This window comes from Pseudarthrobacter sp. MEB009 (assembly GCF_030208875.1).
In the GTDB taxonomy this organism is placed as follows: Bacteria; Actinomycetota; Actinomycetes; order Actinomycetales; family Micrococcaceae; genus Arthrobacter.
In genome coordinates, this window is sequence record NZ_JARVTC010000015.1 from 13,350 (window position 1) to 27,485 (window position 14,136).

General features: G+C 68.4%; 11 protein-coding genes. 8 read left to right on the top strand and 3 right to left on the bottom strand.

All coding sequences use genetic code 11. The annotated features are described in order from the left end of the window. The first annotated feature begins 10 nt into the window (after positions 1–10). The 5 genes from dxs to QRN07_RS15455 are packed head-to-tail and all read left to right on the top strand — an operon-like array spanning position 11 to position 5,175. The gene (gene dxs / locus QRN07_RS15435; protein ID WP_285241476.1) at positions 11–1,984 is read left to right on the top strand and encodes a 1-deoxy-D-xylulose-5-phosphate synthase; all 1,974 of its coding nucleotides are present in this window, start codon (positions 11–13) and stop codon (positions 1,982–1,984) included. Between the two features lie 32 nt (positions 1,985–2,016). Continuing rightward, entirely contained in the window at positions 2,017–2,598 is a 582-nt protein-coding gene (locus QRN07_RS15440; protein ID WP_056599793.1) for a DUF402 domain-containing protein, read from the top strand. Further along, a complete protein-coding gene (locus tag QRN07_RS15445; protein ID WP_056599766.1) occupies positions 2,595–3,155 on the top strand; it encodes a hypothetical protein in 561 nt (186 codons plus the stop codon). Before QRN07_RS15440 ends, QRN07_RS15445 begins: the two co-directional genes overlap by 4 nt. Before the next feature lie 10 nt (positions 3,156–3,165). Beyond that, positions 3,166–4,143 (top strand): aldo/keto reductase, encoded by a 978-nt coding sequence (locus QRN07_RS15450; protein WP_285241477.1) that lies wholly within the window; start codon positions 3,166–3,168, stop codon positions 4,141–4,143. A 6-nt stretch (positions 4,144–4,149) separates the two neighbouring features. After that, positions 4,150–5,175, top strand: a complete 1,026-nt coding sequence (locus tag QRN07_RS15455; RefSeq protein WP_285241478.1) for a nucleoside hydrolase — start codon at positions 4,150–4,152, stop codon at positions 5,173–5,175. 29 nt (positions 5,176–5,204) lie between these two features. Here the strand turns inward: QRN07_RS15455 and QRN07_RS15460 are convergent, their stop codons facing one another. Next, positions 5,205–6,629, bottom strand: coding sequence for a mycothione reductase (locus QRN07_RS15460; RefSeq protein ID WP_285241479.1), 1,425 nt, complete (start codon positions 6,627–6,629; stop codon positions 5,205–5,207). Between the two features lie 219 nt (positions 6,630–6,848). Between QRN07_RS15460 and QRN07_RS15465 the strand changes: the two genes are divergently transcribed. From QRN07_RS15465 to QRN07_RS15475, 3 genes are read left to right on the top strand one after another with little or no spacing between them, the layout of a single operon-like run. Beyond that, positions 6,849–7,667 (top strand): ECF transporter S component, encoded by an 819-nt coding sequence (locus tag QRN07_RS15465; RefSeq protein WP_285241480.1) that lies wholly within the window; start codon positions 6,849–6,851, stop codon positions 7,665–7,667. Between the two features lie 50 nt (positions 7,668–7,717). Further along, on the top strand, positions 7,718–8,461 hold the full coding sequence (locus tag QRN07_RS15470) for an energy-coupling factor transporter transmembrane component T (RefSeq protein WP_285241481.1): 744 nt from the start codon (positions 7,718–7,720) through the stop codon (positions 8,459–8,461). A gap of 2 nt (positions 8,462–8,463) precedes the next feature. Further along, the gene (locus QRN07_RS15475) at positions 8,464–10,473 is read left to right on the top strand and encodes an ABC transporter ATP-binding protein (RefSeq protein WP_285241482.1); all 2,010 of its coding nucleotides are present in this window, start codon (positions 8,464–8,466) and stop codon (positions 10,471–10,473) included. Positions 10,474–10,625: 152 nt separating this feature from the next. Here QRN07_RS15475 and QRN07_RS15480 read toward each other — a convergent pair whose 3' ends face one another. Next, positions 10,626–12,794 (bottom strand): 3-hydroxyacyl-CoA dehydrogenase NAD-binding domain-containing protein, encoded by a 2,169-nt coding sequence (locus QRN07_RS15480; RefSeq protein ID WP_285241483.1) that lies wholly within the window; start codon positions 12,792–12,794, stop codon positions 10,626–10,628. Then, positions 12,791–14,065: a thiolase family protein gene (locus QRN07_RS15485; protein WP_285241484.1), complete on the bottom strand. Its 1,275-nt coding sequence runs from the start codon at positions 14,063–14,065 to the stop codon at positions 12,791–12,793. Before QRN07_RS15485 ends, QRN07_RS15480 begins: the two co-directional genes overlap by 4 nt. Positions 14,066–14,136 lie beyond the last annotated feature (71 nt).

The window sequence follows — 14,136 nt, forward strand, 5'->3', positions numbered from 1 at the left end:
GAGGGGCCATTTGGGAATCCTGGACACCATCCGGACACCGCAGGACCTGAACGAGTTGAGCGGGGAGCAGCTGGAAACGCTGTCCTCCGAGATCAGGGACTTCCTGATCACAAACGTCTCACAGACGGGCGGCCACCTCGGACCGAACCTCGGCGTGGTGGAACTGACGCTTGCCGTGCACCGCATCTTCGATTCACCCCGCGACAGCATTGTGTTTGACACCGGCCACCAGTCGTACGTCCACAAGCTGCTCACGGGACGCCAGGACTTCAGCACCCTCCGCCAGGAAGGCGGCATGTCCGGCTACCCGTCACGTGCTGAATCCGTCCACGACATCGTGGAAAGTTCCCACGCCTCGTCTTCCCTGTCCTGGGCGGACGGCATCTCCCGCGCCCGGCAGCTGACGGGCGAAGGTGACCGGCACGTCGTCGCCGTGGTGGGCGACGGTGCCCTGACCGGCGGCATGGCCTGGGAGGCCATCAACAACATCGCCGCCGACAAACGCCGCCGCGTAGTCATCGTGGTCAACGACAACGGCCGGTCCTACGCGCCCACCGTAGGCGGTTTCGCAGACTACCTGGCGTCCCTGCGGCCCACCATCGACTCGTTCCGCGCTGCGCCAGCGTACGAAGGCGCCCTGGACTGGTGGAAGCGGAAGCTGCAGAACGGCGGCCCTGCCGGCCAGTTCACCTATAAGAGCCTGCATGCCATGAAAAAGGGCATCAAGGACTGGTGGGCACCCCAGGGCATGTTCGAGGACCTCGGCATGAAGTACATCGGCCCGGTGGACGGCCACAACCTGCAGGCCATGGAACACGCCCTGTCCACGGCCAGGAACTACGCCGGCCCCGTGATTGTCCACGCCATGACCGAAAAAGGCCACGGCTACGCCCCGGCCCGGGCCCACGAAGCGGACCAGTTCCACGCCGTGGGCATCATCGACCCGGAAACCGGCGAACCTACGGGCAGCGCCGGCGCCCAGTCCTGGACGTCCGTCTTCGCCGACGAAATCGCGGCGATCGCCGATGAACGCAAAGACGTTGTGGGCATCACAGGCGCCATGCTCATCCCCGTGGGCCTGCACAAGTTCGCGGCCAGGCACCCGGACCGCGTGATCGACGTCGGCATCGCCGAACAGCACGCCCTGACGTCCGCCGCCGGCATGGCCTTCGGCGGCCTGCACCCGGTGGTCGCTGTCTACGCCACATTCCTCAACCGGGCCTTCGACCAACTGCTGATGGATGTCGCCCTGCACAAAGCGGGCGTGACCATCGTCCTTGACCGGGCCGGCGTGACCGGACCGGACGGCGCCAGCCATCACGGTATGTGGGACATGTCAATGGTGCAGATCGTCCCCGGCCTGCACCTGGCAGCGCCCCGTGACGCCACCCGGCTGCGCGAGGAACTCCGCGAAGCCGTGGCCATCAGCGACGCGCCCAGCGTGGTCCGCTACTCAAAAGGCTCCGTCGGTGCCGAGGTCGAGGCCCTTGAGCGGCTCAGCGACGGCGTGGATGTCCTGTCCCGCCGCCCGTCCGGCGCCACCGAAAACGACGTCCTGATCGTCAGCGTCGGCGCCATGTCGGAACTCGCCCTCGATATTGCCAACCGGCTCGGCGCGCAGGGCATCAGCACCACGGTGGTTGACCCCCGCTGGGTCCTGCCCGTGCGGCGCTCGATCATCGCTCTGGCATCGCACCACCGCCTGGTGGTCTGCATCGAGGACGGCGTCCGGGCCGGTGGCGTTGGCTCCAGGATCCGCCAGGAGATGCGGGCCGCCGGTGTTGACACGGCCCTGAACGAAGTGGGCCTGCCCGTTGAATTCCTGGACCACGGCACCCGCGGCCAGGTGATGGAACGCGTTGGCCTGACAGCCCAGCAGATCACGCATGACGTTGTTGCCCAGGTGCTGGGCACCAAGGTGCCGTTCGCACGCCCGCTGCCGGGCCAGGAGCACCCCACCACCGGCAGCCTGCCGATCCTGTGAGGGGCGGGGAGATCCTGCAGTACCCCGGAGTCCTGGGGGCACCCGCCGGACACGGGGAGCCGGGCGCCACCCGCGTTCCGGTGGGCCTGGAACCGGGACAGCTGGTGGTGGCCCGCAACCGCAAATGGGACGGCACCGCCCACTGGGTGGTGCCCGGACGCTATCTGGGCGAGGACGAGCACGGCTGGTGGATCTTCCAGGGCACCAACGAATTCTGCTCCCGCCCCGGCCTCGCGTTTTACACCGAGTCCGACGCCGTCCTGCTGGTTCCGCGCCAGGGGGACTGGGTGGCCACGTTCTACGACGACGCCCACCCCCACGGGATGCGCGTCTACATCGACCTCGCCGTGGCCCACGAATGGCAGCCCATCCGCCGCGGAGTGATGGAATTCCATGTGATCGACATGGACCTTGACGTGATCCGGATGGACAGCCGCGGGGTGTTCATCGACGACGAAGACGAGTTCGCCGAACACCGCGAACAGATGGATTATCCGGACGGGCTGGCAGCATCGCTGCAGCAGTCCACCCAGGAGCTTTACCAGGCCGTCACGGCGCAGCAGGCGCCGTTCGACGGCACCGATGCCGCATGGTTTACCAAGGGACGCACATGAGCGAAATTGTCAGGGTCTACAAACGCGACGACGAAGGTGTCCTGCAGTTCCGGGAAGCCTGGTTCGATGAGGACTACAACCAGTTTGTGATGAACTACGGCGTAGTGGGCCACCAGAGCAAAACAGAGGAAACCGACGTGCCCGGCAGTGCCGAAGCCGACGGCCTCCTGGACGCGTTCGCGGCACAGTGCGCCGAAGACGGCTATGCCGAAATTCCCGAATCCGAGCTGTCCTGGGTGGTGGCCCAGTTTGCCCTCAAAACCCGTGAAGGCACCGAACGGGACCGCTACCTTGAGGAGAAAGCCACGGACGCCTTCATCAGCCATCTGGCGTGGCGCGGCCTGGGCACTGTTGAACGCTCGGAATTCACCGCCTTCAAGCTGAACATCTTCTGCCTGGTGCCGGACGTCAACAAGGCCGTCAACGCCATCAAGGTCTGCGCCCGCGGTGAAGACCTCGACTTCACCAAGCTCAGCATCGGTGCCGCCGCGTTCAACGAACCGGGCACCTTCAAGCTCAAGCATTCCGCCAAGCCCGCCAACAGTTTCACCCTTTAGGAGCCCGCCTGTGACCTCGTACCGCCGCGTCGGAAAATCCGGACTGACAGTCTCCACCGTGGGGCTGGGCTGCAACAACCTTGGCCGGGCCAGCACCGCCACCGAGTCCCAGGCCGGCACTGACGCCGTGGTGCACGCAGCACTCGACGCCGGCATCACCTTTTTCGACGTCGCTGATGCCTACGGCCGCGAACCCGGCCTGAGCGAGACCATGCTGGGCAAGGCCCTGGCCGGCCGGCGCAACGCCGCCGTGGTGGCCACCAAGTTCGGCATGGACATGAAGGGCGCCAGCGGACCGGACTTCGGCGCCCGGGGATCCCGCCGCTACATCATCCAGGCCGTGGACGCGTCCCTGCGCCGGCTCGGAACGGACTGGATCGACCTTTACCAGTTCCACACACCGGACCCGCTCACGCCCATTGATGAGACGCTTGCAGCACTCGACGCATTGGTCAGCAGTGGGAAGGTCCGCTACATCGGGCACTCCAACCGCTCCGGCTGGCAGATCGCCCAGGCCGAGTACGTGGCCCGCGAACTGGGCAGCACCCGGTTCATCTCCACCCAGAACCACTACAACCTCCTGGACCGGCGCGCCGAACTGGAGGTGACTCCCGCAGCGGAGGAGTTTGGGCTGGGTGTCCTGCCCTACTTCCCCCTGGCCAACGGCCTGCTGACCGGCAAGTACTCGCCCGGCCACGCCCCGGACGGTTCCAGGCTCAGCCACACCCGCACCAACCTGGTGAACGACGCCGACTGGGACCAGCTGGGCGCCTACAGCCGGTTCGCCAAGGAACGCGGCCTGACGGAAATCGAGGTGGCCTTCTCCTGGCTCGCCGCCCAGCCGTCGGTTGCCAGCGTGATCGCCGGCGCCACCAAGCCCGAACAGGTGCACCAGAACGCCGCCGCGGCAGACTGGCAGCCCGGCACGGCTGACCTGGCCGAACTGGACAGCATCTTTCCGGCTGTCCCCAAGGTGGCACTCTTCTAGGCAACCATGACGTCCTACCTCCTCGACGTCGACACCGGGATCGACGACGCCCTGGCCATCGCCTACCTCGCGGCACTCCCTGACACGGAGTTTGTGGCCGTGACGGCCTCGCCGGGGAACGTGGACGCGGACCAGGTGGCCCGCACAACCCTGGCGCTGCTGGAACTGTGCGGGCGGCCCGGCGTCGAGGTGGCGGTTGGCGCGCGGGTGCCGCTGTCCATTCCACTGGTCACAACGCCGGAAACCCACGGCCCCCAGGGAATCGGCTACGCCGTCCTGCCGGAACCCGACGGTGCCGTTTCGGACCGCGACGCCGTTGACCTGTGGATTGAACACGCGCGGGCCAAGCCGGGGGAGCTGACGGCGCTCATCACGGCGCCGCTGACCAACTTTGCGCTGGCTTTGCGCCGGGCACCGGACCTGCCGGACCTGCTGGCCAGGGTGGTGATCATGGGCGGCAGTTTCTACCACCAGGGAAACACCACACCCACCGCGGAATGGAACACCCACGTTGATCCGCACGCGGCCAAGGAGGTGTTTGCCGCATACCGGGGCAAACCCCTGGACCGGTTGCCCGTCATCTGCTCACTGGACACCACCGAGCGGATGGAGCTGCATCCCCGCCACGTGCAGGAGCTTGCGGCAGCGGCCGGCGCAGCGGTTCCCGAACTGGTCCTGCCGGACCAGCCCGAGGGGCAGGCCAGCACCAGCAGCAACGCGCTGATCCGGCACCTGTCCGACGCACTGCGGTTCTACTTCGAATTCCACCGGCGCTACGACCAGGGCTACCTGGCCCACGTCCACGACTTCTTCGCTGCAGGGGTGGCAGCCGGAACCCTGGAACACGCCACCCGGCTGGCCACGGTGGACGTCGAAACGGAATCGCCACTGCTGATCGGCACCACCGTTGCGGACTACCGCGCGCTATGGAATGCACCGCCCAACGCCTGGATCGTTTCGGCAAACAACCCGGAGCAGGCCTTCACGGAGCTGGTGGCCGCCGTCGGACGCCTCGCCACCCGGCTGGGCTGAAGGCTTTCCGACGACGGCAACGGACCGGCCTACAGGGGCGCGTCTGCGGGGACGTCCACGTCCAAGGAGAGGAGCGCGTTCTCCACCACTTCGGTCAGCGCGGGGTGGATCCAGTACGGGCCGCGCGCCAACTGGTGGACTGTTGTGCCGGCCACCATGGCCTGGACCAGGGGTTGGATCAGGATGGAGGCCTCATGGCCCATGATGTGCGCTCCCAGCAGCCGGCCGGTGGCCTTCTCCGCCACCAGCTTGACCACGCCCTCTTCGTCCTCCATGGCCCAGCCATAGGCCGTGCTGCCGTAGTCCTGGACTGCCGCCACAATGTCGGTGCCCGGTTCCGCTGCTGCCCGCGCGTCCTCCTCGGACAAGCCAACGGATGCCACCTGCGGGTTCGAGAACACGGCAAACGGGACGGCGGTGTAGTCGATGCTGCGCATCCGGTCCGGGTTTTCCAGGTTGTTGGCCACCACCCGGGTTTCCCGGTTGGCAACGTGCTTGAGCTGGTATTCGTTGGCGATGTCCCCGAGCGCATAGAGGCCCGCTACTGGCTTGCCCTCCGACAGGATCCGCAGGTTGCCGTCCACGGCAAGGGTGCCGTTGCTGGTGAGGTCGAAGCCGGCCGCAGCCACGTCCAGCCGGTCGGAGTTGGGGACCCGGCCGGTGGCCATCAGCACCACGTCCGCCTCGAGGCGCAGCGGGCTGCCGTCCGCGGCCTTGAACACGGCAGTCACGGTGCCGTCGCCGTTATCGTTGATGGCTTCCAGGGAGTGGTCCAGCACCAGGTTCCAGCGGGCGGCGGCCGCGGCGGCGAAGCGCGTTGAAACGTCGGCGTCGATGCCGCGCAGCAGCCGGCCTGACCGGTTCACCTGGGTGACCTCGGAGCCGAATCCGGCGAAGACGGACGCGAACTCGGCGGCGATGTAGCCACCACCCACCACCACAACCCTGGCGGGCAGCCCGTCGATGCGCATCACGGTGTCGGAGGTGTGCACCTGGGGCAGGTCGATACCCGGTACGTCAGGCAGGACCGCCCGGGACCCTGCCGCCACCACCACCTGGTCGGCGGTGATTTCGACCCCGGAAGTGCCCACGAGGGTGCGGGGCCCCGTGAACCGCACGTACTCCTGGTACAGGTCCACGTTGTCCAGCTCATCTGCCCGGTACTTCCGCCCGGACTCGGCGATGGCGTCGATCCGGCCGAATATCCGGTCGCGGATGCCGTTCCAGTGCACCTTGTCCAGGCTCATATCCACCCCGAGCCGCGCAGCCTCGGCAGGCGCTGCCGCCAGGCCCGCCGGATAGACGTACATCTTGGTGGGGATGCAGCCCACGTTCAGGCAGGTTCCGCCGAACACGCCGCCGTCAATCAGGGCCACCCGCTTGGTGTCCCAAAACGGCGTAATCAGCGAGTTGCCGGATCCGGAGCCGATGATGGCCAGGTCATAGTGGGGCATGTATCCGTCTTTCCGGGGGTAAAAAATGGGCTCCGGGTCCGCCCGGCCTTCCTCCGGCAGTTTATGGCAGGACGGCGCAGCATGCCGCGCCCGGCCCGTAGAATGGTGGGCGGCCCGCCGGACGCATTGTCCGCAGGCCGCTGCCGAGGTGACATAGGCGGCGTTCCGCGCGGCCCGGCAATTCCGGGTCCCCGTGCCCGCACCCCTGAAGGAAACCCCATGTCATCGCCCTCCCTGACATTGCCCGCAGCCGGCCCCGGCGCAGCCCGGAAGCGCAGGCTGCTGGAGGCCGCCGGTGCCCTGGCCATCGCCGGAACCTACATCTACCTGGTGCTGAACCAGCCTGCTGACATCACCGGCGGCCCCGGCAGTGCCCCGGCCCTCATTGCCCTCTCCGGGTTCCTGGTGGGCGCGGTCCTGCTGATCGCCGCAGTCCTGCCCACCCTGCCGGCATCCACCGTGGCCCTGATCCCGGTGGCGCTGGTGCTGAACATCGTGCTGGGCCAGTTTGTGGGCAGCACCCTGGTCCCGTTCTACCTTGACGCGGTGGGAACCGTGCTGATCGCCGTCCTGGCAGGACCGGCCGCCGGTGCCGCCACGGGCGCCCTCAGCAGCATCATCTGGTCCTTCTTTAATCCCACGGTGCTTCCGTTTGCTGCCGGCGCCGCCCTGATCGGCGCCCTGGCAGGCCTGGCCGCCCGGCACGGCTTCTTCCGCCGCTTCTACCTCGCCCCGGTGGCGGGTTTTGTGACGGGCATCATCGGCGGTGTGGTCTCGGCGCCGGTGGCCGCATTTGTCTTCGGCGGTACCTCCGGCGTCGCCACCGGTGCGATAGTGGGTGCGTTCCGCGCGATGGGCGACACACTTCTGGCGGCCATCACCAAGCAGGCCCTGATCTCGGACCCCATGGACAAGGCCATCGTTTTCACCGTCGTGGCGGTACTGGTCTACGCATTGCCGCGCCGGGCCCGGATGCAGTTCCCTTTCCTGCGCAAGCACCGCGTCCTGGCCGGCGACACCACGGACCGGGCTGCCTGAGCAGCAAGCCCGTGATCCACCGAACCCCCGAACACCTGTAGCTGACGCCAGTGCGCCTACACCCGTTGACCTTGCTGGCAGCTGCCGGCAGCACAGCAGTTATGACGACGGCGGCAGCCAGCCTGCCGCTGTCCCTCACCGTTGCTGTCGTGGCGGTTGGCATTTCGGCCGTCAGCGGTTCGGCCCGCCGGCTGCTGCCCACCGCCGTGGCCATCCTGGTGCCGTTGGGGTTTTCGCTGCTGCTGGTCCATGGGCTTTCCTTTCCCGGCGGGGTGACCGTGCTGGCGCAGTGGGGTCCTGTCCGCGTCACCGCTGAAGGACTGGCGTTTGCTGGCGGGCGGGGAGTGCAGCTTTCGGCAGTGGTGCTGGTCCTCCTGCTGTTTTCGTTCAGCGTCAGCGTGCCGGACCTGGTGGCCGCGCTGTCCGCCCGCGGTGTGCGGGGCCGGTTCGCCTTTGTCCTGGCTTCCACCCTGACGCTGTTGCCTGCCATCGCCGCACGCGTGGACCACATCCGACAGGCCCAGGAAGCGCGCGGCCTGGTGATCCGGCGCGGGCCGGTGGCCCGGCTGGCAGCCTTCCGGCAACAGGCAGTGCCCCTGGTGCTGTCCCTGGTGGAAGATGCCGGCACCCGCGCCGCAGCCCTTGAGGCCCGGGGCTTTGGTGCGCCGGGACCACGCACCAGCTACCGGGAAGTGCCCGACTCTGCCGCTCAGCGGCTGCTGCGTCCCGCCCTGGTCCTTGCGGCCGCCGCTGCTGTGGCATGGCGGCTGTGGCCCGGAAGCGGGGGAGCGTAGCCATGGCTGAACCACAACGGCTCGGTGCCGCCGGGCAAAAACCCCGGGACGGGACGCCCGCCGCGCGGGGTGCAGCTGCGGGGCAGACACCTCGGGACGGGACGCCCGCCACAGCAGGTGCTCCAGGTGCCGGGCAGGAAGCGGAGGCCAGGACGCCCGCCACAGCAGGTGCACCTGCAGCTGCAGGTGCCGGGCATGTCCTGGCAGCCAGCATCCGCAACTTCACCTACCCCGACCATACGGCAGCTGCCCTGCAGGACATTGATCTAGCAGTAGAGCCTGGCTCGCTGACAGCGATACTGGGCGCCTCGGGCAGCGGCAAATCGACCCTGGGCAGGCTCCTGGCCGGCTGGCTGCTGCCCGGAAGCGGGGGAACACTGCAGGGCCACCTCGAGGTTTCCGGGACGCGGATCGCGTTTGGCGGGACCGCCGTGGACCCCCGCATCGATCCCGCCGCCTGGGGACGCCAGGTGGGCTTCGTTCCCCAGGACGCGGCAGCCATCCTGTCCACTGTCCGGGCCACCGTGGCCGAGGAGCTGGCGTTCGGGCTCGAAAACCTGGGCACGGCGCCAGCGGCCATGCGCGAAGCCGTGACCCGGACTGCTGGCCTGCTGGGACTCTCCGCGCTCCTGGACCGCCGCCCTGACCGGCTTTCCGGGGGGCAGCTCCGGCGTCTGGCGATCGGCTGCGCCGTCATCACCGGGCCGCCGTTGGTGCTGATGGATGAGCCGTACGCTTCGCTGGATGCTGCTGGCGCGGCGGGTTTGGCTGACTTTGTGCGCAACCTGACCAAGGCCGGGACTGCGGTGGTGATCCTGGGCCAGGCCATCGACCCGCCGCTCCTGGACGCGGACTCCTGGCTGATCCTCGACCAAGGCACCGTGGTAACCAGCGGGACACCTGACGGGCTGATGTCCGCGCCCGCCCTGCTGCCGGCGGGCATCCGCCGCGCGGCAGGTCGTCAGGGCACCGGCGGGGTCGCCGCCGGAACGTCGGTTGCGCGGGCAGGTCACCCAGCGGCCGGCGGATCCTTCGCCGCAACTCCGGTGCCGGCTGCCCCGGGCGTCCGGAACCCGCAAGCACCACGTCTGCAGGGCAAGTGCGCACCGGCACTGCAGCTTACGGACGTCACCTTTGGGTTCGACGCACCCCCAACCGCAGCGCCCGCAACCGCAGCGCGGGCAACGGCCGGACGGCCCTGGCGCAGCCGTTGGCGCCGGGCGCCGGCGGAACCGACACTGGAAGACCCCACAACAACAAAACAGACACCAGCAGAACCGGCAACAACGGACCCAGCTCTGGAAACAACCCGGAACGCAGCCGTTGACGCTGGCGTGCAACCAGCCTGGGGGTCCATCCTGCGGGACCTTTTCCTTGAGGTGCACCCGGGCGAGATTGTTGCCATCACGGGGCCCAACGGCGTCGGGAAATCGACCCTGCTGCGGATGTTCAACGGACTCCTGCGACCTGTGACCGGCAAGGTGCTGGTGAACGGCGCAGATATTGCCGGCGTCCCGGTGGGCCGCACGGCCGCTCACGTGGGGCTGCTCTTCCAGCACCCGCGCGACCAGCTGTTTGAACGGTCATTGCTGCGCGAGGTGCAGTTCGGCCTGGACCACCTGGACCACCTGGACCGCCTGGACCGCCTGAGCCCCCTGGGCCGCATCGACGCCGCCCGGGACGGCCAGGCTCCAAGCGGCGACCGGGCACTGGCTGCCCTGGCCCAGGTGGGCCTGGCGGATTCAGCAGGGGAGCACCCCGCCGAACTGCCCGGCTCCCACCAGCGGCTCCTGGCCCTGGCCACAGTCCTGGCGCGCAGGCCAGCCGTCCTGGCGCTGGACGAGCCCACCGTCGGGCTGGACGGCAACGGGCTGGCGGTCCTGGACGCCGCGGTGAGGTCGGCCGCGGAGGCGGGCGCCGCCGTCGTGCTGGTCACCCACGATGTGGAGTACGCCCGGACGGCGGCGCACCGCATTCTCCGGTTGACGGGCGGCAGCCTGGTTCCGGGCTAAGCCGGCACCGGAAACGCGGCCCGGCACCGGAAACCCGGCCGGCACCGAATCCCGGCCCGGCACCGGAAACCCGGCCGGCACCGAATCCCGGCCCGGCACCGAATCCCGGCCCGGCACCGGAAACCCGGCCGGCACCGGAAACCCGGCCCGGATCAGGCGTCCGCGCCCACCGCGACGCTGGACGCCACACCGGCCGGCAGGAACCGCTCGCCGTTGACCCGCTCGGAAGCCCCCACCCGGTCCAGGTAAGGCGTGATGCCGCCCAGGAACATTGGCCAGCCCGCGCCAAGGATCATGCAGAGGTCGATGTCCTCCGGCCCGGCCACCACGCCTTCGGCGAGCATCAGGCCGATCTCCTCCGCCAGGGCGTCCTGGGTGCGGCGCAGCACCTGTTCGGCCGTGGACGGCTGGGTCCCGAAGGACATGAGGGCGAGCGTCGAATCGGGGATCCGTCGGGTGCCGTCCACGTCTTCCCAGAGTCCCTTGACGCCGCTGTCGATTAGTTTCTGCAGGTTGGAAGAGACCGGGAAGCGGCTGCCAAAGGCCGTGTTCAGGGATTCCTGGACGTGCTGCGCCACCGGCAGGCCCACCATGGCCAGCAAGGTGAAGGGCGACATGGGCAGGCCCATGGGCCGCAGTGCGGTGTCGGCGGTGTCAGCCGGCGTCCCTTCGTCCAGCGCAGCGGTGACCTCTCCCATCAGGCGCAGGAGGATGCGGTTGACCACAAACGCCGCCGCATCCTTGACCAGCACACCCGTCTTCCGCAGGCCCTTGGCGAGTTCGAAGGCCGTGGCCAGGACCGCGTCGTCGGTCCGCGGGGCCCGGACGATTTCGAGCAGCGGCATCACCGCCACCGGATTGAAGAAGTGGAACCCCACCAGCCGCTCGGGATGCTGCAGGTCCGCCGCCATGGCTGTGACGGACAGCGACGACGTGTTGGTGGCCAGGATGCAGTCGGCCGACACGATGCCTTCGAGTTCGGCAAAAACCTGCTTCTTGACGTTCAGTTCTTCAAAGACCGCTTCGATGACAAAGTCGGCGTCGGCAAACGCGGTCTTGGACACGGACCCTGTCACGAGGGCCTTGGTCCGGTTGGCGGCGTCCTGGCTGATGCGCTTCTTGGCCAGCAGCTTGTCCACTTCGGCATGGACGTAGCCCACGCCCTTGTCCACCCGGGCCTGGTCAATGTCCGTCAGCACCACGGGAACCTTGAGCTGCCGGGCAAACAGCAGGGCCAGCTGGCCGGCCATCAGGCCCGCGCCCACCACCCCCACTTTCGTGACCGGCCGGGCGAGCTTGCGGTCGGGGGCGCCTGCTGGACGCTTGGACCGCTTCTGGACCAGGTCCAGGAAGGCGTAGACGGTGGAGCGGAACTCGTCGGTCTGCATCAGGTCGGCCAGCGTTGCGCATTCCAGCGCCGCGGACTCGGCCTGGGTCATGGTCCGGTTGGCCGCCATCACATCCAGGACCTTGCCCGGTGCGGGCGCGGCGTTGGACGTTTTGGCTTCCACCAGCTGCCGGCCCGCCGCCACCGCGGCGTCCCAGCGTTCAGCGGTGGCAGGATCGGCGGGGTCGACGGCGTCGGGCCGCTCCGGCACCACGTCACCGGAGATCACGCGGGCAGCCCATGCCAGGGACTGCTCCATGAAGTCTGCGGGTTCGAACAGGGCGTCGGCGATCCCCAGCCCGAAGGCCTGCTGGCCGGTCAGGGTCCGGTTGTTGCTGAGCGGGTTTTCGATCATGACCTTAACGGCGTTTTCGGGGCCGATCAGGCGGGGCAGGATGTAGACGCCGCCCCAGCCGGGCACCAGGCCGATAAAAGCCTCCGGCAAGGCCAGGGCGCCGGCGCCAGTGGAAACGGTGCGGTAAGTGGACTGCAGCGCCACCTCCAGCCCGCCGCCCAGGGCAGCGCCGTTGATGAACGCAAAACTGGGCACCCCCAGGTTGGCAAGGGTGGAGTAGACATCGTGCCCCAGCTGCGCCATCCACATGCCATGCTCGCGCTGCTCCAGCGACTTCACGGCGGACAGATCGGCCCCTGCCACCAGGTAATAGGGTTTTCCGGTCACGCCGACGCCGACGATCTCACCGCGGGCCGCACGGTCCCGGAGGGCTTCGAGGGCCTGGCCCAGCTCAATGAGCGTGTTGGGCCCCAGGGTGGTGGGCTTCGTGTGGTCCAACCCGTTGTCGAGCGTGACCAGGGCGAAGACGCCGCCCGGCTTGCCGTTGGCAGCCGGAAGCTCGATGTCCTGGACGTAGGAGTGGGTAATGGTCTCGTTGGGGAAGAGGGCTGCCAGTTCCCGGTAATCGGTGGCGCTCATGCGGATGCTCCTTCGGCAGCAGATGCGGCGGCGGTGGACGCGGTGCCGCTGTAGTCGGGATGGTGCGGGTTTTCCCAGATCACCGTGGCCCCCATGCCCAGGCCCACGCACATGGTGGTGAGGCCGTACCGGACGGAAGGGTCGGCCTCGAACTGGTGCGCCAGCTGGGTCATCAGCCGCACCCCGGAGGATGCCAGCGGGTGCCCTACGGCAATGGCACCGCCGTAGCGGTTGACCCGGGGGTCGTCGTCGGCAATGCCGAAGTGGTCCAGGAAGCTCAGGACCTGGACCGCGAAAGCCTCGTTGATCTCGAACAGACCAATGTCGGAGATGTCCAGCCCGGCGTTGCGGAGGGCCTTTTTGGTGGCGGGGACGGGCCCGATGCCCATAACCTCAGGCTCGACGCCGGCATACGCGAAGCTGACCATCCGCATCTTCACGGGCAGGCCAAGTTCGGCGGCGGCTTCCGAGGACGCCAGCAGTGCGGCCGTGGCACCGTCGTTCAGGCCCGCTGCGTTGCCGGCCGTGACCCGGCCGTGGGCGCGGAACGGGGTGCGAAGCGTTCCAAGGTCGGCCAGGGTGGTGCCGGGGCGGGGCGGCTCGTCCACGCTGTTGACCGTCCAGCCCTGGCCCGGCTTCTTGGTGGCCACCGGAACCAGGTCCGGCTGGATGTTGCCTGCACCGTAGGCGGCGGCCAGTTTGTCCTGTGAAGCGACGGCGTAAGCATCGGTCCGCTGCTTGGTGATGGCGGGAAAACGGTCGTGCAGGTTTTCTGCGGTGTTGCCCATGTTCAGGGCTGCCGGGTCTACCAGCCGTTCGGACATAAAACGCGGGTTGGGGTCCGCCCCGGCACCCATGGGATGGTTGCCCATGTGCTCCACGCCGCCGGCGATGACAACGTCGTAGGCGCCGAACCCGATGCCGCCGGCGGTGGCCGTGACGGCGGTCATTGCCCCGGCGCACATCCTGTCGATGGCGAAACCGGGAACGGTACGCGGGAGCCCCGCCAGGAGTGCGGCGGTGCGGCCCAGGGTGAGTCCCTGGTCGCCGGTCTGGGTGGTGGCGGCAATGGCCACCTCGTCGATCCGCTCTGCCGGCAGTGACGGGTTCCGGCGCATCAGTTCGCGGATGCATTTGACGATCAGGTCATCGGCGCGGGTTCCGGCGTAGATCCCCTTCTCTCCCGCCCGGCCAAAGGGGGTGCGGACGCCGTCGACAAAAACGACGTCGCGGACGGTGCGCTGGGCTGCGCCGCTTCCGTGGTGGCTCACGTATTACTCCTCATCGAGACGGTGCGCCGGCCGCGTGCCGGAGTGCGGCAGTGCCAGGCGTCGGTAAACTC